Below are 18,537 nucleotides of genomic sequence, written 5' to 3' on the forward strand. Positions count from 1 at the left end.
GTAGTACCCGCATGAACAAGTCTGCACACGTCATTATCATGGGCGGTGGTCCAGCTGGCAGCATCGCAGCGTTGACTTTGCAAAAGCTTGGGCACCAGGTGACGGTGTTCGAGAAAGAGAAGTTCCCCCGCTACCGTGTGGGCGAGTCCTTCCTGCCTGGCACACTGTCGATCCTGCATCGCCTGGGATTGAGCGACAAGATCGAGCAGGCGGGCTACGTGCTCAAGCCTTCCGCCACCTTCCTGTGGGGCAAGACCGAAGCGCCGTGGACCTTCTCCTTCAATACGCCCAAGACCGAAGACTGGGTGTTTGACCACGCCATCCAGGTACTGCGCTCGGACTTTGACCAGATGCTGCTCGACACCTGCCGCGAGCGCGGCGTGCGTGTGTTCGAGGAGGCCGCTGTCATCGATGTGGACACCGAGCATGCCGACAAGGTCAGCGTGACGGTACGACACAAGGACGAGACCAGCGAGTTCACTGCCGATTACTTGATCGACGCCTCGGGTAGCAACAGCCCGCTGGTGCGCAAGCTTGATCTGCGCGAGTACGACGAGTTCTACAAGAGCGTGGCCCTGTGGTCGTACTTCAAGACGCCGGACCCGTTCAAGAACGACCTCAATGGCACCACCTTCTCGATTACCTTCGAAGATGGCTGGATCTGGATGATCCCGCTCAAGGACGGTATCTACAGCGTGGGCACCATTGTCGACCAGAGCAAGTTGGCCGACATCAAGGCCATGGGGCTGAATGCGTTCTATGACAAGACCCTGGCCAAGAGCGAGCGCGCCCTGTCGATCCTCAACGGTGTAGAGCGTTCGGAGGACGTGAAGCTGGTGCGTGACTGGTCCTACGAGACCAAATGCTTCTCCCGCAACCGCTTTTTCCTCTGCGGCGATTCGGCCTGCTTCACCGACCCACTGTTCTCCCAGGGGGTGCACCTGGCCTCGCAGTCGGCAGTCAGCGCCGCCAGCAGCATCGACTACCTGATGCAGCACCCCGAGCAGAGCGAAAAGGTGCATGCCTGGTACAACCGCAGCTACAGCGAGACCTACAACCAGTACCACGAGTTTCTGGCGTCCTTCTACACCTTTGCCTCGTTCACTGAACCGGCGTCCGAGTTCTGGACCAAGCGCCGCATTAGCGAGTCGGCTGACGAGCGCTTGAAGCGCAAAGAGTGGTTTGAGCAGCTGGTCAACGGCGAAAAACAGAATCGCCCTCAGATTGGTGATTTCAAGGACCGCGCCTCGACCATGATCGCCATCGGCCGGCACCAGCGCGATGGGTTGACCGACGAGTTCATGGACGCCGAGCTGAACCCGGCCCGTGTTCGCTGGATCTCCGACTTGACCAAGCAACTGAACCGCATTGTCAGTTTCAGCTGGTTAGGCGATCAGGTCGAGACCGCCGACTATTTCAAGATCGAGCCACTGAGCTTCAAGCTGAGCCTCAAGCAGATCCTCTCCAACGGTGCCGGCAAGGACATGACCAAGTACACCGTGAGCGACGCCCTGGTGAAGTTGTTCAAGGACCTCAACGAACAGAACTTCGGCTACAAGGAGTTGATGGTGCGCCTCAACGAGGTGGGTGAAGTGAACTCGTCGCAGTTCGTTATCCGCCTGATGGAGGCCGGGTTGCTCGATGGTTTCGACAAGCAAGGGCAGAAAGTGTTGGTGCAGGATCGTCTGCGCTTCGATGGGGTAGGTGTCGAATATGAAGTGTGACGAGGCGTTCAACTTGTTGTTCTTGGCGGGTGTCGGCAACTCCGGCGACACCCACTGGCAGCGACTCTGGAGGACCGAGCATCCTGATTCATTGTGGCTGGAGCACCGCGACTGGGATAACCCCGACTGCGAGGAATGGGTAGCCGACTTACAGTTACTGCTGTCCCGCCAGCAGCGGCCGGTGGTGGTCGTCGCCCACAGCCTGGGTTGCCTGCTGTTGCTGGAGTGGGCGGCGCGCTATCGCTCGGACCTTGTGCGGGGGGCGTTTCTGGTTGCCGTGCCGAACCCCAATAGTGCCCAGTTCCCGGCAGAGGCCCGAGGTTTCCGACCGGCCGACCAACTGGCCATTGATTTTCCGATCACGGTGATCACCAGCGAAAACGACCCCTACGGTGATCTTGTCTACGCACAACGCAGTGCGCGCAAGCTGGGTTGCGCATGCGCGAACCTCGGCGAGTTGGGCCACATCAATGGTAAGTCACAGTTGGGCTACTGGGATCAGGGGTACAACCTCCTGCAATCCTTCGCGCGGTCACTGAGCTACTGAGTGACGATTGCACACAGGTCGCCCATGGCGGCCTGCGTTTCGTTTATCCATCAGGACGATGCTATGTCAGCTAGTGCTGCGTCTCTGCTGCCGGGCGATGAGCTTGGGGCCACATTATTGCCGTTGATTCAAGGGGTAGCGCAGGGGCAGTGCCACCGTATACCGGTGCATGCCCGATTTGAGGGGCACAGCGTGCCGGCCATGTTGGCGGTTCAAGGCGAGGCACATTGCGTGCTTGAGTTGCCAGCTGGGGCGTACAGCTTCAGCCCCGAGCCGGTCACCGTGGCGCTATATTTCCAGCAGTGCCTGCATCGCCCGGTAGTGCCGGTGAAAATGCAGGGACGGTGGACGAGCAATAACCGACCATGCCTGGAGCTGGTGAGCAGCGGTTTTAGGCCTGCTCATCTGGATGAGCGGGAGCGCGCCGAAGGGGCACTCAAGGCCTCGGCGCGAAGCCCTGTACTGTTCAATCGCCGCCTGACAGTACAACTGCATTACCTCAGCCCGCTCAAGGGCGTATTCGCGGTATTGGACCGGGATGTCGTGATCGTGCCCGGTATGGATCTTGAGCTGCAGTTCAACTGTCCGTGGAGTGGCCTGGCCATCGTGCGGGTGCAGGTGCTGGGGCGTTTCGAGGAACAGGGTCACTTCCTGTGCCATTTCCGGGTGCTGGACAAGCCATCGAGCAGCGCCGTTGCCTTGATGCTGCTGTGTCAGCATCGGCACTTCACGTTTGACAGTCTGCCGGCTTCGCTGCGCAAATGTTCGACGGTCGATCGCTTGATCAATGTCGCCATTGTCGAAGAGGCCAATGCACTGGGTGAGGTGCTGGCCTGCCGCTTGGCTGCCAACCGACACTATGGGCGTCTGGAAGACGTGCAGGATCCGCAAGCCTTGTGGGACGAGTGGGACCCCTACGCAATTCAGGTCTGCGCGCGGCTGGGCAACAAGTGTGTGGGGGCAGGGCGTGTGGTGGTCAACAGCGGCCACCGGGAGAGATGCGAGGTCGAAATGTCGACGCCCTTGCCAGACTGGTTGTGGGCGGCGGGATTCGTCGAGATGTCCCGGGTTGCCGTTTTGCCCGAGTACGCCGGGCACCGCGTGATGTTGGCATTACTACGCGAGCTAGGCAGGATCACCCTGCACCTGCAAAGCCGGTACATCGTGCTGGATGCCATCGAGATCCTAGTGCCGGTTTATACACGGTTAGGTGCGCAATGCCTGCCGATCACCAAAAAACATCCGTACAGCGGTGAAACCGTGCGCGTGATGTATTTCGATGTTGGCCATCTGCTCAGCAGCCTAAACTGGCATTTGCCACAGTGGCTGTATGTTTTTGGTCCCACCATCGAGCACAGTGTTCATCGTCAGCAGATAACCAGCCTGGCAGCTCAATTTCGCGTGTCGTCCATGCGTATGCGGGTCAAATGGGGGATTGCGCGTGCGCTCAAGAAATTCATGCGTTAGCCCTTCGGTTGTGAGGCTTGTCAGCTCCATCGCGTCCGCCACCCTGTACGCCGGTTGGGTGGCCTTCTGTGCCCGTCACCTGCCCTGGACGGCCATGGCGCAATCAGCCCTTGCTCAGTGGCTGCTCAGTTTCGCGGCTACCTTCGCGTTCTCGGCATTCATCAGTCGCCGGATCGGCAGCAGCCAACGCCAGGCGGTTGCAGTACGCGTGGCAGGGGGAGCGATGCTGATCTATGCGGTCGTACTGCTGAGCGTACACATGATGATTGGCACGCCAGACCCGGTGCTGACTCTGCTCCCCGTGTTGAGCCTGGCGGGGGCTTACGCCTTGTTCTTCGCCCGACTGCAAGTCCGTCACAACCTGCGTGAACAGTCTGCGTGAGCGCGTCGCGGCTCGTTATCTTCCCTGTGCATGCACAGGCTGATGCCGTTTGGCATTCACTGTTGGAAGCGGGGCACTTTCAGCATGCCGCGACCTTGTGCGAGCGTCGACGTGTCCGCTATATCAATGCTCGCGTTGCCTTGCGCCTGACGATAGCCGAGCTTCTGCACTGTGACCCGCAGCAGGTCGTTATCGAGCAGGAAGCAACGGGGCAGTTACGCGTTTGTACCGAGCCGCCGCTGTTCGCCAGCGTGACTTACGCGCAGCATCTCGGCCTGCTGGTTGTGGGGCCATCCCGTTTGGGCCTTGATTATGAGGACGGCGTCGCCCCGGTATTCTGGCGCAGTGCTGTGCGTCGATACTTCTGCGACAGCGAACGCCACTGGCTCCAGGGCCGCGACAACCGCTCGCAAGAAGCCGACTTTGTCTGGCTGTGGACACGGCGCGAGAGCCTGCTCAAGTACCGCGGTTCCGGGATTCGCGGGGATACGCGGTGCTTATGTCGCCTTTATGGTGCCGCCCCTCCTTACCAGCACAGCTTCAATCTGGCAGGAGGGGTGGGCACACTCACAGGTGAGGCGGTGACAGTCGATCTGTCGCCCTCATTGTTGGCATTGTGTGGTGAGTGGTCGTTTGACCCTGATTTCAGTTGGCGCAAAGCACCTGGCGGGATGGTTTGCTGCGTCAGATCTGAATGAGCTGCATCGACAGGGCCTGCACAACGGCGGCGCTACGCGTCGTCACACTGAACTTGCGTCGAATATTCTTGAAGTGAAAGTCCACGTTGGCTTCCGAACAACTGCAGATATTCGAGATCTCCCAGCTGGTTTTGCCAAATGCACTCCAGCGCAGTACCTCCTTTTCACGCCGTGTCAGCTTGATCAGGGTAGGGGGCACCACCGGCACCACCGGCATCACCAAGGTCAAGGCTGCTTGCAGGGCAGCGTCCCTGAACATCAACAGTGTTCCCATCTGACGCCTGATCAGCGATTGCGCTTGGTCAATGTCACTCGCCTGGAGATTGAGGTTCAGTGTGCCGAACTGGCCCTGCGGGCCGTGCAGTGCGAAGGTCACGCCATATTCGAGGCCGTGCGTCAGGGCCAGCGCACGCAAGCTGTGTCGCTGCGGTGAACTGTACAGCTGCTCGGTCCAGACAATCGGCGTGACATTCTGCATGCAGTGCAGCAGCACGGGGTCGATCTTGGCGTAGCCCGCGTGTTCGTAAGCGTCGCGCCAGGCTTGTGGGTAATCGCCAATGACCAGCTCGTTGCGCACGTGTGCGTTTTTACTTGGGCTCAGGCACAGCTGAAAGCGGCTGAAGCCTAGCTGCAGCACGCGTTCTTTCAAACAGTCCAACAGATCACTGCTGGTAGTAATGCAAAGCAGGTCCAGGAAGGGCTCAAGCGCTTGCGAAATCATCTTTCATTCCTTATTAGTGATTGCCAGCTCAGCCCGGAGGGTGCAGATCAACGATTCATCAGCCATATCGAAGCCGCGACCAGCCCCCCCCCAAAACATTGCCAAATGGAGAGTTGGGTGTTCAGTACGACCCAGGACAACAGCACCGCGAACAATGGCGCCAGGAACAGAAAGCTACTAGTGCTGGCTGCGTCTGCTCGTTTCAATGCAACGAACCAGAGCCCGAACGAGCCGGTCGAAGCCGGTATGGCAAGCCAAACAAACCAGCCCCACTGTTGCGCCGTGATGTGGGCTGGCCACTGTTCGCCGGTCAGGGCGGCGCAGGTGAGCGCCCCCAGGGCGCCGATGAACATTTGCCAGAAACTTAAGGCCCACGTGCCGACCGGCAGTGGGTTGCGCTTGATGATCAGGGTCGCGGCGGCCCAGCTCAGGGCCGCACCCAGCGCCAGGATCACACCGATCCACGCGCCAGGCTGCGAGCCCTGCGCAAGGTCGGCGCCAACGGCCAGCGATACTCCGATCACGCCGATGACCAGGCCGAACAGGCGAATGGCCTTGAGCGGCTGCGCGAAGAGCAGCCGATTGCCCACGGCAACCCACACGGGGTTGGTAAAAAGCAGGATCGCGGCAGTGGAGGCTGAAACGTGGCGCATCGCCAGGAACAGCAGGCTCATCACGGCGGCGGTCTGGGTGAGGCCAATGACGGCGATCACCAGCATTTGTCGGGCGTTCAGATGGCGGGGGAGCAGGGCAGCGGCCCAGGAACGACCTTCCAGCATCACCAATGGCAAGGTCGCCAGCGCAGCCAAGAGGAACCGCGCGCCCACCAGCATCAAGGGTTCGAAACCCTGATTGAGCAGCACCTTGCCTGACACGAAGCTTGAACCCATCAGAAACGTGGACGCCAGGATAGTGACGGCAAAGCCCAGGTGGCTGCGGGCGCCGGTCGCGCCGGCAGTCATTGACAAGGTCATCAGCGGATTTCAATCCGCAATGGTTGGGCGTAACTCGGCAGGAACGGCGCGATCCATTTTCCCAAGCGTTTGACTGACTCCTCAGGCGCTGAAGCCAGGGCGATCTCCAAGACACCGGCGCCATCGATCAGTGCTGTGCCAGCGGTCAACCTGAGGGTCTGGTTCTGCTCCAGAAACAGGTCGCAACCTTCCCAGCTCACCCAATGACTGCCGCTTAGCGAGCGAGCAATGATGTCCTGACTGAAGCGCAACGACATCAGCTCTGCCGAGCTCAGATGGATGTAAACCCAATCCGGCTCGCGGTCTGGTGATGCCTGGGGATTAGTACGGAAGGATACCGATAATGTACGCATCCTGATTTCCTTCTGGAAAAGTCGATGGGATGCGTTCGATACCTGAAAAAACCGTGGTGAATGCACCTACGCTTACATTAAGTTGGCATATGATTTTAATATATCAGTAATTTTTTTTAGTATTTGTTAGTAAGGCTTACATGTCTGTCATTCCACCCCTCAGCTGTCTGCGCAGCTTTGAAGCTGTCAGTCGTTTGTCCAGTGTCACCCTGGCGGCGACGGAACTGCACGTCACTCACTCGGCTGTCAGCCAGCAGCTCAAGGTGCTGGAAGAGATGTTGGGGGTGACGCTATTCGTGCGTGAGGGACGCACCTTGCGCGTCACTGAAGACGGCCGGTTGTACTCACTGCAGGTGCGTGAGTCGTTGAAGAACATCGCTGATGCGACACGTCAGGTTAAAGCGCAGCCCAAGGCCTCGGAGTTGGTGGTTGCGGTCATGCCTTCGTTCGGCTTCTCCTGGATGCTGCCGCGCATTGGTCGATTTCAGGCGTGTTACCCGCATATCACGGTGCGTTTGCAGGCCAGTCTCGCCGTGACCAACCTGGCTCAGGAGGCAATTGACATCGGCGTACGCATGGGGCGGGGCGATTGGGATAACGTGCAACAGTTCATGATGTTCCACGACGAGTTGATTGTTGTTGCAGCCCCAGGTTTCAACGGTGGGCAGTTGCCTGAAACGCCAGCACAGATCGTCGCGAGCCCGATCATTTTCACCATGGACTCGTGGCAGCCCTGGTGTGAGGCAGCGGGGCTGGACATCGAGGTGACGCGTAAAGGGTTGTGCAGCAACGATTCGAACCTGGTCCTGGAGGCCGTGCGACTCAAGCAGGGTATTGCATTGGTGCGCCGCAGTCTGGTGCACGACGCCATCGGGCGCGGTGAGCTGGTGCAGTTGAGCGAGTACGCGGTGCCGTATGCCTATCCGTACTGGCTACTGCTGCCAGACCGCGAACGCGTCGAGGCCAAGCGGCAGCAGTTTGCCGAATGGCTGGTCGAGGAGGTGGAACTGTATCTGCAAGAGGTCGAGCAGGTGCGTCAGCGGTCTGCGTACTGATGGGCAGGTGTTGAGCGCACTTTTCTGCTTTTCAATCCTTGGAAAACTCTTTGAACCTACGCGATGGGATGCGCACGCGCCGCAAAGATTCGCCTCTTGGAAGTGCGCGGCGCCCTGCCGGACGAAGTTACCGACCCGGAAAAAGGAATTAATTTTGCGCCGGAAAGCGGCACAGTCACCGCAATCGTCGACGTGCAATGAATGCATGACAGTGTCCAGGTCGCCAAAGGTCAATTGTTGACCTTGATAGTGTCAGCTTCGGGGCCAAGCTATCTATTCCGGCCATCATGCATAACGTGGCGCGGGCCACGGGTTGTGCTTGGATCCTGCGTGCTGCCTGCCTGGTCAATGAGGGCGCACGTAAAGGCCATTGCCCAAGTCGAACAGGACTCATATGTGCGCGTTGAGCTAGGTGAGCATAGGAACGAGTGGTCTCGTAATACCGTCGCCGCTACTGTCGCCACTTTGTCGCCACGCTCAAAGCCAGGCAAGACAAGGGTTGTCGCCGGTGTCGCCACCCTCCGTAGAACTATCACCTCGACGACAGCCATCATTCAGTGGTTGAAAGAGGAGGGCGCGCATCTCTACGTCACCGACAACACGCTGTGTTTTCGCCCGACTGATGGGGCTCAGTTCTCCATCGTGAGTGCGAACTGGCGAGCCCTCTTGCATGATCTCGCGGCAGTCGATCAGGAGCAGAAAAATGGCTCGGGTCGGTAAGCGAGCGGGGCGTAATTTTGGCTTTGGTCGCCAGCTCAGCTATGCCGGACCGCAAGCACTGAAAGATCTGTTTGGCGACGGCCATTTTGCTACCGTCATAGCCCATAGTGATCGCTGGCAGGCATTCGTAAATTGGTGTCGATCCGAGGATGGGCCGAGGCTGAATGACGCGCGACACATTGATCGCAAGATTCTCATGCGGTAAGCCGCCCACGTGCGGGAGCAGGTTGAGCAGGGCAACGTTGGCATTGCCACCGCGCAAAACCGCCTGTCCAGTGTGAACCGAACGATGGCTGCGCTGCGCGGTGATCAGTACGTCAAAATCCCCAGTCCGAGCAAGGCGCTGGGCTTGCAGCGCTCAAGCGTGCGTAGTGAGGCCCCGCAAGGCCAAGACCGTGTGTGCAGGTCAAGCTGATTGCGCAAGCGCTCTCAGAGCGACAGCAAGCGAGGGTGAGTGCCATTGTGCTTCTCGCTCGGGAGACCGGCACGCGCCTGCGTGAAGCCATATTGGCGGACCTTCCACGGCTGCAACGAGAGGCTCAACGACTGGGCAAGATCAATATCCAGGACGGCACCAAAGGTGGACGATCAGGCGCATCTGCTCCGCGTTGGATTACGGTCACGGATCAAGTCCGAGAGGCGCTGGACAGAGCCAGTGAGGTCTCACCCAGTGGCAGTCGGAATTTGTTGGCGCCCGATGAACGCTACAAAGACTTCATACAAAAGTCGTGCGACCGGCACGCGACCTCCTGCACGAGCATGGATTGAAAGGCTTTCATGAGCTGCGAGCGGCTTACGCCTGTGAGCGCTATGAGCAACTGACCGGCTTCTCCGCGTCCATCAATGGCGGTCGTGTTCATCGAGAAGATCGAGAGCTTGATCAACGTGCACGACAGCAGATCAGCCACGAGCTGGGACATAACCGCATCGATGTGGTCAGCGCCTACATCGGAGGTCGGCGATGAAGGCCGAGTTCGATATGACGTTGTTTCTGAGTCCCGTGCTCAAAGGTGCGCATGCCACGCGGCAGCGGCATATCAGGCAGGCGGAAAGGATGCACGAGGCGATTCGTGAGCGCTGGGGATGCGCGACGCCCTGGTCCTGGAAGGAAAAGCACACCAAGTGGTTTCTGGAGCACTATCTGCGTTATTCAGCACCATCGACCGTCTATTACTATGAATTAACGGCAGGGTTAATCCGCCGCAGAAAGGCGCAGACGTTCAAACGATACTTGTCTGGCCAGCTTCAGTGAATTCGATATTTGCAATAATTCTGATGATGGCGGTGTAAATCACCAAAAAAATCAGTGTTTCTGGTTTTTAACGATGATATTTAGACTTTTTTTGCATAAATACGCAATTGGTATTTATTGGTTTTCGTTTAATGTTGGGTCTAACGACCGGTCGTGAACAGCCACTTCGGTTGCCCACAATCGGAACTGTCGAAAAAGGAGAACCCGCATGATGCTCAAGGATCCTTCCAGCAAATATCGTCATTTTAAAACGGTGGACTTGCCAGACCGCCAATGGCCCGGCAATGTCCAGGCGCTAGCCCCCACTTGGTGCAGTGTCGATATGCGCGACGGCAACCAAGCGTTGATCGAGCCGATGAATGCCGAGCGCAAACGCCGTTTCTTCGAGTTACTGGTCAAGGTGGGCTTCAAGGAAATCGAAGTGGGTTTTCCGGCCGCTTCCCAGACCGATTTCGACTATGTGCGTGAGCTGATCGACAGTGGTGCGATTCCCGACGATGTCACGATTCAAGTGATGACACAGGCGCGTAGTCATCTGATCGAGCGCACCTTCGAGGCGTTGAAGGGCGTTCCCCGGGCGATTGTGCATGTGTACAACGCCACCGCTCCGGTCTTCCGCGACGTTGTCTTCGGTGTGGACCGTAACGGCTGCATCGAGATCGCTACCCAAGCGACGCGTGAGATCAAGCGTCACATGGACAATAATCCCGGTACGCAGTGGACGTTCCAGTATTCCCCGGAAACCTTTTGCTTCACCGAGCTGGATTTCGCACTCGAGGTCTGTGAGGCGGTGACGGATGCTTTCGGGCCTACCCCGACCAACAAAATGATCCTTAATCTGCCGACAACGGTGGAAGTCTCCACTGCCAATGTGTTCGCCGACCAGATCGAATGGTTCTGCCGGCATTTCAGCCGCCGTGACAGCGTGGTCATCAGTGTCCACCCCCATAACGACCGTGGCACCGGCGTTGCCACTGCGGAGCAGGCGTGCCTGGCCGGAGCTGAGCGTGTCGAGGGCACGTTGTTCGGTAACGGTGAGCGAACCGGCAACGTGGATATCCTGACGCTGGCGATGAACCTCTACACCAGCGGCATCGACCCTCGGCTGGATTTCTCGGACATCATCCATGTCCAGCGTGAGGTGGAGTTCTGCAATCAGTTGCCGACCCATCCTCGCCACCCTTACGCCGGTGAGTTGGTGTTCACCGCCTTCTCCGGGTCGCACCAGGATGCGATCAAAAGGGCTTTGCGGCACGTCAGGCCAACCCAAACGGTATCTGGGAAGTGCCGTACTTGCCAATCGACCCCGCCGATATGGGCCGCAGCTATGAAGCGGTGATTCGCGTCAACAGTCAGTCGGGCAAAGGTGGTGTGGCCTATTTGCTGGAGCAGCACGGCATCGTAATGCCGCGTCGCTTGCAGATGGAATTCAGCACCTTGGTCCAACAGGAAGCGGATGGGTCCGGCCAGGAAATCAGCGGGGAGATGATCCTTGCCTGCTTCACCCGGCATTACCTGGAACAGGGCAAGCCTTACGCGTTGCGGGTGCCAAAACTGGTCAGCGAGGGTGATGTGACCTATCTGGAAGCCACCCTTGAACACGGTGCGCAGCGCATCGACTTGAGCGGCGAAGGCAACGGCCCACTGGCGGCGCTGGTTGATGCCTTTGCCCAGCGCGGCATTCACTTCGATATCGCTGATTACCACGAGCATGCCTCCCGTGACGGGGCCCAAGCCGAAGCACTGGCCTATGTGGAAATCCGCGTGGGCAACCAGTTGCTGTTCGGTGCCGCCCGCGATGGCAGTAGCTTGCTGGCTTCCCTCAAGGCGGTGACCAGTGCCGTCAACCGCGCATCGCGCCTGGGCCTGCTCAGCGTGGTGAGCGTCGCGGTGCCTTCCTGAGATGAACGCGCATACCGCATTGGCGGCGCTCGCCGGTAACTATGGTCACGGCGACATAGTGGCTTCGCATCGGCATGAAGAGGGTCAACTGGTCTATGCCATTAACGGTGTGATGCTGGTGTCGGTCGTCGGGACCACTTGGGCGGTGCCTTCCGGGCATGCGCTCTGGGTCCCTTCGGGGGTGGAGCACCAGATCCGCATGACCGGCGAGGTGCGTATGCGCACCTTGTTGATCTCACCTGGTGCGCACCGAACGTTGACGGAGGAGTGCCACGTCCTCAAGGTTTCGCCGCTGCTGCGTGAGCTGATTATCGCAGCGGCCGATGAGCCTGACAGTGAACCGGCCTTATTGCGTCATGTGCAGATTGTCGATCTGATTTTCTCGGAGCTCGACAGGGCGCAAAGGGTACTGGCGCATGTGCCGATTCCCGATGAACCGAGGCTCAAGTCGCTGTGTGCCGACTTTATCGACAACCCCTCCCAGGAGTCGAAACTGGAGAGTTGGGCGGTGCAGCTCAATATGAGTTCGCGCACTCTGGCTCGGCTGTTCCAGAAAGAGTTGGGCATGAGTTATGGCGAGTGGCGCAAGCGTACTCGTTTGCTGCTCAGCATGCAGCGCCTGGCCTGTGGCGTATCCATTCTGGAAGTGGCGTTGGAACATGGCTACCAAAGTCCGAGCGCTTTCACCGCAATGTTCAAACGCACCATGGGCTACACCCCCAGCAACTGCCGCCTGGTCTGATTCGGCCCAGCGATCGCACGACCCCTACTGGACATGGCCCGCCTCTACGGAGGGCCATACGTGCGTGTGCCTGGAGGGCAGGCGCTCAGGATCCAGGGGACGCAGGCAGGTTGTCCCAATCGCAACGATGGTTGTCTGGAACTCGGGAGATGCGCAGCCCGGTGCTCTCTTAACCTGCGTCTCTACTTAGCACTCTGGATTTCTGCGATGGGTTCGCCTTCTTTTTCCGCGCGGCACTGCCGTCTTTCGCTCCTGGGCGTGGCGGTCGTCTGGTTGGCGGGTTGTTCCTCCTGGGTCACCCATGCGCCAGCGCAACCACACCCGGAGCGCATCAACGCCCTGAGCCGCTTGCCGCAAGGTGTTTCGGCCCAGGCCTTACCCGAACGCTGGTGGCAGTTGTACAACGACCCGAAACTCGATGCGTTGGTGCAGCAGGCATTGCTGCACAACCGCGACCTGGCGGCGGCCAAGGCTCATGTGCATTCGATGCTGGCCGGAATCATGCAGGCCGATGCCGAGCGCTGGCCGTCGACCCAGGCGTCACTGGGCGCCGAGTACGGCAAGACGGCCGATGATCAGACCCTGGCCAAGGCGACCGATAGCCATGCGCCGTCACAGTGGGCGTTCAACCCAGGCTTTGAACTTGCTTATCAAATGGACGTCTGGGGCCAGGTCCAGCGCAGCATCGAACGGGCCCAGGTTCAGGCGGCCGCGGCGCAAGACGCCGAAGACTTGTTGCGCATCACGGTGGTGGCGCAAACCACTCGCGCTTATGTCAATGCATGCGCCATGGGGGCACGCGCCAAGGTTCAGCGCCATTCGCTGGATGTGGTCGGGCACAGCCTGGCGTTGATCGATCGTCAGCGTCAGGCCGGTGTGGTGACGGATCTCGAATACGCCCGCATGCAGGCAGTGCAGGGCGAAACCCTGGCGCTGCTGCCGATGCTGGAGGCACGCCGGCAAGCTGCCCTGTACGAGATGGCGATGCTGACCGGCGTGGCCGACCTGGAACAAGGCTCTGGCGCCGCGACCTGTGAGGTCATACCGCAACTCAATGCCGAGCTGCCGGTGGGCGACGGCTGGCAATTACTCGCGCGCCGTCCAGATATCCGTCAGGCCGAGCGAGCGCTGCAGGCGGCCACGCTGCAAGTGGATATCGTCCAGGCCGACCTGTATCCGAAGGTGACCATTGGCGCTTCAGTGTCCTCATCCGCCAACAAACCCCATGAGCTGGGAGACAGCAGCGCGGTGATGTTTGGCATCGGCCCGCTGATTACCTGGCAATTCCCCAACTGGCGTGCCAATCGCGCGCGGGTCAACCAGGCCCGGGCGTTGGAGCAGGTGGAAGTGGCGCAATTCGAGGCCAGTGTGCTCAAGGCCCTTAAGGATGTACGCCAGGCCCTTGCGTTGTATGACGGCGAGCGTCAGCGCCACGCCGCTTTGAGCCAGGCCCTGGACAGCAGCCGTCAAGCCTACAAGTTGGCCCAGTTCAATTACAACGCCGGGTCTATCGACTTTCTCGACGTGCTGGACAGCGAGCGTGAGCTGATCCGCTTGCAGGCCACGCGCGCCGATGCCGATGGTCAGCTGTTGCAGCGCCAGATCAGCCTGTTTCGCGCGCTTGGCGGCGGTTGGCAGTCTTCCTCTTCCGCTACTCCGACCGCTGCGTTCAGCCGCGCTTCCGTCAATTTTTCTGGTACCCAGCCATGAATATCGCTGTCGATGAAAAAACCGCTGTCCAGGACGAGCAGGAGAATGTGGTCGAGCAACTCATGCATGCGCGCAAGCAACGCCGCAAACGCAACCTGATCCTGCTGGGAGGCGTTGCGCTGTTGATCGCGGCGGTGGCGTTCGGGGTGTACTGGATGACAGTGGGGCGTTACCTGGAACAGACCGATGATGCCTATGTGCGTGCCGACTGGATTCCCATCAGCCCGAAGGTCTCCGGGTATGTGGCCCAGGTGCTGGTGGAGGATGATCAGCCCGTCAAGGCCGGGGATGTGCTGGTGCGCATCGAGGACCGCGATTACCAGGCCCGCTTGGCGCAGGCGCGTGCTCAGCTGGCGGAAACCCAGGCCTCGGTCGCCGCCCAACAGGCCAACCTGCAAGTCACCGACAGCCTGATCGCCCAGCAAAAGGCCGGCGTGGTCCAGGCTGAGGCCCATACTCGCAGCGTGGTTGCCGAGCTGCGCCGCGCAAGCCTCGACCAGCGCCGCTACGAAGGCCTGGTGCGCGAACACGCCGCCAGTGCCCAGCGTCTGGAAACAGCGGCCGCCAGCTACACCCAGGCCAACGCCGCGGTGGAAATTGCCAAGGCCATGCAACGTCAACAGGAAACCCGGTTGAGCGTTGCCATCACTCGGCGCCAATTGGCCGAAGCCTCGCTCCAACAACAGATTGCCCGGCGCAGCCAGGCCGAAGCTCAGTTGAACCTGGCGACTCATGCGCTGGAGGACACGTTGATCCGCTCGCCTATCGACGGGGTCGTGGGGCAGCGCAAAGTGCGCACTCGCCAATACGTCGCACCAGGTTTGCCGCTGCTGGCGGTGGTGCCCTTGCAGCAGGCCTACGTGGTGGCCAACTACAAGGAAACTCAGTTGCGCGACATGCGTGCCGGGCAAGCGGTGGATATCAGCGTCGACAGCTATTCGGGGCGCAAGCTCAAGGGCCATGTGGTGAGTTTCTCGCCAGGTTCCGGGGCCGTGTTCGCGCTGTTGCCGTCGGATAACGCCACCGGCAACTTCACCAAGATCGTGCAGCGCTTCCCGGTGAAAATCGTCATTGATGAGCATGACGAGGGCGGGCCTATCCTGCCGGGCATGTCGGTGATCACCACCGTTGATACCCGGCCAGCTACCCAGGGCGCGGCACATGACTGAAGTCGCTGAAAAGACCGTCTCCTTTCGCGCCTGGGTGGCGGTGATCGGCGGGCTGTTCGGCTGTTTCATGGCCGGTATGAACGTGCATGTGACCAGCGCCGCGCTGCCGGAAATCGAGGGTTCCCTGGGGGCGACCTTCGAGGAGGGCTCGTGGATCTCCACCGCGTACCTGGTCGCAGAAATCGTGATGATTCCGCTGACCGCCTGGCTGGTCCAGGTATTTTCCCTGCGCCGGGTGATGCTCGTGGGTTCGTTTGTGTTCCTGGTGGCGTCCATTGCCTGTTCCTGGGCACCCAACCTGGAAGTGATGATCATCATTCGGGTGATCCAGGGCGCCGCTGGCGCGGTGCTGATCCCCTTGTCATTCCAGCTGATCATCACCGAGCTGCCGCCCAGCAAGATTGCGATGGGCATGGCCTTGTTCGCGCTGTCCAACAGCGTTGCCCAGGCCGCCGGACCGTCCATTGGCGGCTGGCTGACCGATGCTTATTCGTGGCGCTGGATTTTCTACCTGCAACTGGCCCCCGGTGTTCTCTTGCTACTGGCGGTGGCGTGGTCCATCGATGCCAAACCCTTGAAGTTGAGCCTGCTCAAGCGCGGCGACTGGGGTGGAATCATTGCCATGATCGTCGGCCTTGGCGGTTTGCAGATCGTCCTGGAAGAAGGCGGGCGCAAGGACTGGTTCGGCTCCGATTTCATTGTGTGGATGTCGCTGATCGCCGGCATCGCCCTGGTGTACTTCGTGCTGTCGCAGCTGTATGGCAGCCGTTCCTTCATCAACCTGCGCCTGCTCAAGAGCTACAACTTCGGGGTGGCCAGTGCGGCGATGTTCATTTTCGGCGGAGCTACTTTCGGCCTGGTGTTCCTGGTCCCTAATTACCTTTCCCAGTTGCAGGGGTACAACGCCCGGGAAATCGGCATCAGCCTGATCGCCTACGGCATGGTGCAATTGGTGCTGGCGCCGTTCATGCCACGCCTGATGAAGTGGCTCAACCCGAAACTGATGGTCGCCAGCGGTTTTTTCATCATGGCCGTGGGGTGTTACCTCGGTGCGCACTTGGATGTCGATAGCGCCGCCAACGTGATCATTCCTTCCACCGTGGTACGAGGCATTGGGCAGCCGCTGATCATGGTGGCGCTTTCCGTGCTGGCGGTTTCTGGGTTGGCCAAAGATGAAGCCGGTTCCGCCTCCGCCTTGTTCTCCATGCTGCGTAACCTTGGCGGTGCCGTGGGCACTGCGGGGTTGACGCAGATCGTGGCCATGCGCGAGCGCTTTCACTCCGAGCGAGTGGGAGAGTCGATCACTCTGTTTTCCCCGTCATTGCAGGAGCGCCTGCGCGCCAGCATGGCAGACAGCGAAGACTTCATATTCAACCAACTGTTGCCCGCCCAACAGCAGGTCCTCGAGAGCCTGCTCCACACCGTGCGTCGCGAGGCGTACCTGATGGCCTACAGCGATGCATTCTACGTGTCCTGCATCGCGTTGATCTTGTGTGGTGTGGCGGCGTTGGCATTACGACAACAAGCGAAGAATTGAACAGATCATGCCCGCCGGCACTGAGCGGGCCTTGGCAGCGAACAAGCAGCCCTCATGAATCTTTCCCTTTGTTCATGACGATCAAGAGGTTTAGCGAGAATCGCCATTTCTGTCGCCATGCTGCACGTCTCAGATTGCATGGATCGTCATCGGTGTTGGCAACCTTGGACGATCAGCGTATCGGCACCACGTTGCGGTCCCTGGTTTGATTTATGGCAGATGCTGACAGGCTGCCAGTGGCCGCCTTCTGGATATGTTCACTCCACCAGGCCATCATCGGACGCCGGCGTTCGATGTAATCCGCCCGGTTGTAGGCGCTACGCACTTCGTCCTTGTCGACATGTGCCAACGCGACCTCGATCAGTTCCGGATCCCAGCCATGCTCATTCAGGATGGTGCTGGCCATGGAGCGCATCCCGTGGCTGACCAAGCGGTCCTGGCAACCCATACGTTTCAACGCCATGTTGGCAGTCTGGCTGTTGGCGTGGGTACGTGGATTTCTGTCCGCCGGAAACACGTACTCCCTGTGGCCGCTGTGGGACTTGAGTGCCTCCAGCAGCGCGAGTGCCTGTTCAGACAATGGGATGGTATGCGCGCGACGCTTTTTCATGCGTTCCGGGGGGATGGTCCAGATACGTCTGTCGAAGTCGATGTCTGCCCATCGGGTGGTTGCCGCTTCGGCAGGACGAGTCATGGTGTGCAACTGCCATTCGATCAGGCAGCGGGTCGTTCTCTTGATTGCAGCGTTGGCTATTTCCAGCATGAGCTCCGGAAGCTCATCAGGTGATAGCGCGGCCATGTTCTCTTTCTTGGGCTTTTTGAAGACCGCTCGAATACCGCTGAGGGGGTTGGCAAAGATCAGTCCCGAATTTACCCCGTAGGTCATGATCTCGTTGAGCCTTTGGCTCAACCGCTTCACGGTCTCGAGGCTGCCTTTTGCCTCGATTGGCCGAAGCAGTTCGATGATCATCGGTGCGGTAATTTTCGAGAGCGGCGTTGTTTTCAGGTCTGGAAATACATGCAGTGTGAGCGATCGCCAGATGTCTTCGGCATACGCGGGTGTGACCGAATCTTTCTTCAATTCGAACCAGGCGGTGGCGACGTTCTCGAATGTGTGTTCGGTCTCCGCTCGTTTGGCTTCGTTCTGAGTGTTGCGTTGCACCTTGGGATCAATGCCTTGTGCAAGTAGCTCCCGTGCGTCAACGACTTTCTTTCGGGCGTTCGCCAATGAGAGTTCTGGATACGTGCCCAGTCCCATGTTGATACGGTTTTTGGTTACCGGCTCGCGGTAGTTGAAGTTCCACAGCATCGAGCCATTGCTCCTGACTCGGAGCTGAAGGCCGTCACCATCGCTGAGGACGTAATCCTTGTCTTTTGCCTTGACTGCCTTGAGCTGGCGGTCGGAGAGGCGAAGGGCTGGAGCAGGCATGAGAGCTACCTCTGACACCGTTTTGGTATTCCAAAAAATAGCACCGGATGGCTTGGAATACCATTTGGAATACCATTTGGAATACCCAAACGGCTGGAACTCAGAAAACCTCTACGGAGCCCAGAAGCGCTTAAACCCTTGATTTTGCTGGATTT

General features: G+C 59.3%; 16 protein-coding genes and 2 pseudogenes. 14 read left to right on the forward strand and 4 right to left on the reverse strand.

Translation table 11 applies throughout. From position 1 onward, the window contains the following. Window positions 1-11 precede the first annotated feature (11 nt). The 5 genes from cmlS to ACZ89R_RS22030 all read left to right on the forward strand — a co-directional run bounded on the left by cmlS (window position 12) and on the right by ACZ89R_RS22030 (window position 4,818). Window positions 12-1,724, forward strand: a complete 1,713-nt coding sequence (gene cmlS, locus ACZ89R_RS22010) for a chloramphenicol-biosynthetic FADH2-dependent halogenase CmlS (protein WP_429544584.1) — start codon at window positions 12-14, stop codon at window positions 1,722-1,724. Continuing rightward, window positions 1,714-2,271 carry an RBBP9/YdeN family alpha/beta hydrolase gene (locus ACZ89R_RS22015; protein WP_429544583.1) on the forward strand — a complete coding sequence of 186 codons (558 nt, stop codon included), beginning with the start codon at window positions 1,714-1,716 and terminating at the stop codon, window positions 2,269-2,271. The genes cmlS and ACZ89R_RS22015 overlap by 11 nt, the downstream gene beginning before the upstream one ends. A gap of 63 nt (window positions 2,272-2,334) precedes the next feature. Continuing rightward, entirely contained in the window at window positions 2,335-3,738 is a 1,404-nt protein-coding gene (locus tag ACZ89R_RS22020; protein ID WP_429544582.1) for a GNAT family N-acetyltransferase, read from the forward strand. A gap of 94 nt (window positions 3,739-3,832) precedes the next feature. Further along, window positions 3,833-4,120, forward strand: coding sequence for a hypothetical protein (locus ACZ89R_RS22025; protein ID WP_476241477.1), 288 nt, complete (start codon window positions 3,833-3,835; stop codon window positions 4,118-4,120). Continuing rightward, entirely contained in the window at window positions 4,117-4,818 is a 702-nt protein-coding gene (locus ACZ89R_RS22030) for a 4'-phosphopantetheinyl transferase family protein (RefSeq protein ID WP_429544580.1), read from the forward strand. Before ACZ89R_RS22025 ends, ACZ89R_RS22030 begins: the two co-directional genes overlap by 4 nt. Here the strand turns inward: ACZ89R_RS22030 and ACZ89R_RS22035 are convergent. From ACZ89R_RS22035 to ACZ89R_RS22045, 3 genes are read right to left on the reverse strand one after another with little or no spacing between them, the layout of a single operon-like run. Beyond that, complete coding sequence (locus tag ACZ89R_RS22035; RefSeq protein WP_429544579.1) at window positions 4,805-5,539, reverse strand: autoinducer binding domain-containing protein; 735 nt, start codon at window positions 5,537-5,539, stop codon at window positions 4,805-4,807. The genes ACZ89R_RS22030 and ACZ89R_RS22035 overlap by 14 nt on opposite strands. A gap of 47 nt (window positions 5,540-5,586) precedes the next feature. Continuing rightward, a complete protein-coding gene (locus ACZ89R_RS22040; protein ID WP_429544578.1) occupies window positions 5,587-6,513 on the reverse strand; it encodes a DMT family transporter in 927 nt (308 codons plus the stop codon). Beyond that, window positions 6,513-6,866 (reverse strand): hypothetical protein, encoded by a 354-nt coding sequence (locus tag ACZ89R_RS22045; RefSeq protein ID WP_429544577.1) that lies wholly within the window; start codon window positions 6,864-6,866, stop codon window positions 6,513-6,515. Before ACZ89R_RS22045 ends, ACZ89R_RS22040 begins: the two co-directional genes overlap by 1 nt. 140 nt (window positions 6,867-7,006) lie before the next feature. On the opposite strand from ACZ89R_RS22045, the gene ACZ89R_RS22050 reads away from it, so the two are divergent. From ACZ89R_RS22050 to ACZ89R_RS22090, 9 genes and pseudogenes are all read left to right on the forward strand, one after another. Continuing rightward, window positions 7,007-7,921, forward strand: coding sequence for a LysR substrate-binding domain-containing protein (locus tag ACZ89R_RS22050; RefSeq protein ID WP_429544576.1), 915 nt, complete (start codon window positions 7,007-7,009; stop codon window positions 7,919-7,921). A 348-nt stretch (window positions 7,922-8,269) separates the two neighbouring features. Continuing rightward, window positions 8,270-8,641 (forward strand): hypothetical protein, encoded by a 372-nt coding sequence (locus ACZ89R_RS22055; RefSeq protein WP_429547824.1) that lies wholly within the window; start codon window positions 8,270-8,272, stop codon window positions 8,639-8,641. Then, a pseudogene (locus ACZ89R_RS22060) lies at window positions 8,625-9,606 on the forward strand (integrase domain-containing protein). The gene ACZ89R_RS22055 and the pseudogene ACZ89R_RS22060 overlap by 17 nt, the downstream one beginning before the upstream one ends. Then, window positions 9,603-9,893 (forward strand): hypothetical protein, encoded by a 291-nt coding sequence (locus ACZ89R_RS22065; protein WP_429544575.1) that lies wholly within the window; start codon window positions 9,603-9,605, stop codon window positions 9,891-9,893. The pseudogene ACZ89R_RS22060 and the gene ACZ89R_RS22065 overlap by 4 nt, the downstream one beginning before the upstream one ends. A gap of 208 nt (window positions 9,894-10,101) precedes the next feature. Further along, window positions 10,102-11,795 (forward strand): annotated as a pseudogene (gene leuA, locus ACZ89R_RS22070) (2-isopropylmalate synthase). 1 nt (window position 11,796) lies between these two features. Then, on the forward strand, window positions 11,797-12,537 hold the full coding sequence (locus ACZ89R_RS22075) for an AraC family transcriptional regulator (protein ID WP_429544574.1): 741 nt from the start codon (window positions 11,797-11,799) through the stop codon (window positions 12,535-12,537). A gap of 207 nt (window positions 12,538-12,744) precedes the next feature. Continuing rightward, window positions 12,745-14,247 carry an efflux transporter outer membrane subunit gene (locus tag ACZ89R_RS22080; protein WP_429544573.1) on the forward strand — a complete coding sequence of 501 codons (1,503 nt, stop codon included), beginning with the start codon at window positions 12,745-12,747 and terminating at the stop codon, window positions 14,245-14,247. Next, window positions 14,244-15,416: an HlyD family efflux transporter periplasmic adaptor subunit gene (locus ACZ89R_RS22085; protein ID WP_429544572.1), complete on the forward strand. Its 1,173-nt coding sequence runs from the start codon at window positions 14,244-14,246 to the stop codon at window positions 15,414-15,416. The genes ACZ89R_RS22080 and ACZ89R_RS22085 overlap by 4 nt, the downstream gene beginning before the upstream one ends. Continuing rightward, entirely contained in the window at window positions 15,409-16,953 is a 1,545-nt protein-coding gene (locus tag ACZ89R_RS22090) for an MDR family MFS transporter (protein WP_429544571.1), read from the forward strand. Before ACZ89R_RS22085 ends, ACZ89R_RS22090 begins: the two co-directional genes overlap by 8 nt. A gap of 172 nt (window positions 16,954-17,125) precedes the next feature. On the opposite strand, the gene ACZ89R_RS22095 is transcribed toward ACZ89R_RS22090, so the two are convergent. Then, window positions 17,126-18,382, reverse strand: coding sequence for an integrase domain-containing protein (locus ACZ89R_RS22095; RefSeq protein ID WP_429544570.1), 1,257 nt, complete (start codon window positions 18,380-18,382; stop codon window positions 17,126-17,128). Window positions 18,383-18,537: the final 155 nt, after the last annotated feature.

It is taken from the genome of Pseudomonas sp. TE3728, assembly GCF_056279145.1.

Bases quoted from the DNA above. Each gene is read 5' to 3' on its own strand.
- cmlS (WP_429544584.1), top strand. From the start codon at position 12: ATGAACAAGTCTGCACACGTCATTATCATGGGCGGTGGTCCAGCTGGC.
- ACZ89R_RS22015 (WP_429544583.1), top strand. From the start codon at position 1,714: ATGAAGTGTGACGAGGCGTTCAACTTGTTGTTCTTGGCGGGTGTCGGC.
- ACZ89R_RS22020 (WP_429544582.1), top strand. From the start codon at position 2,335: ATGTCAGCTAGTGCTGCGTCTCTGCTGCCGGGCGATGAGCTTGGGGCC.
- ACZ89R_RS22025 (WP_476241477.1), top strand. From the start codon at position 3,833: ATGGCGCAATCAGCCCTTGCTCAGTGGCTGCTCAGTTTCGCGGCTACC.
- ACZ89R_RS22035 (WP_429544579.1), bottom strand. From the start codon at position 5,539: ATGATTTCGCAAGCGCTTGAGCCCTTCCTGGACCTGCTTTGCATTACT.
- ACZ89R_RS22040 (WP_429544578.1), bottom strand. From the start codon at position 6,513: ATGACCTTGTCAATGACTGCCGGCGCGACCGGCGCCCGCAGCCACCTG.
- ACZ89R_RS22045 (WP_429544577.1), bottom strand. From the start codon at position 6,866: ATGCGTACATTATCGGTATCCTTCCGTACTAATCCCCAGGCATCACCA.
- ACZ89R_RS22050 (WP_429544576.1), top strand. From the start codon at position 7,007: ATGTCTGTCATTCCACCCCTCAGCTGTCTGCGCAGCTTTGAAGCTGTC.
- ACZ89R_RS22055 (WP_429547824.1), top strand. From the start codon at position 8,270: ATGAGGGCGCACGTAAAGGCCATTGCCCAAGTCGAACAGGACTCATAT.
- ACZ89R_RS22065 (WP_429544575.1), top strand. From the start codon at position 9,603: ATGAAGGCCGAGTTCGATATGACGTTGTTTCTGAGTCCCGTGCTCAAA.
- ACZ89R_RS22075 (WP_429544574.1), top strand. From the start codon at position 11,797: ATGAACGCGCATACCGCATTGGCGGCGCTCGCCGGTAACTATGGTCAC.
- ACZ89R_RS22080 (WP_429544573.1), top strand. From the start codon at position 12,745: ATGGGTTCGCCTTCTTTTTCCGCGCGGCACTGCCGTCTTTCGCTCCTG.
- ACZ89R_RS22085 (WP_429544572.1), top strand. From the start codon at position 14,244: ATGAATATCGCTGTCGATGAAAAAACCGCTGTCCAGGACGAGCAGGAG.
- ACZ89R_RS22090 (WP_429544571.1), top strand. From the start codon at position 15,409: ATGACTGAAGTCGCTGAAAAGACCGTCTCCTTTCGCGCCTGGGTGGCG.
- ACZ89R_RS22095 (WP_429544570.1), bottom strand. From the start codon at position 18,382: ATGCCTGCTCCAGCCCTTCGCCTCTCCGACCGCCAGCTCAAGGCAGTC.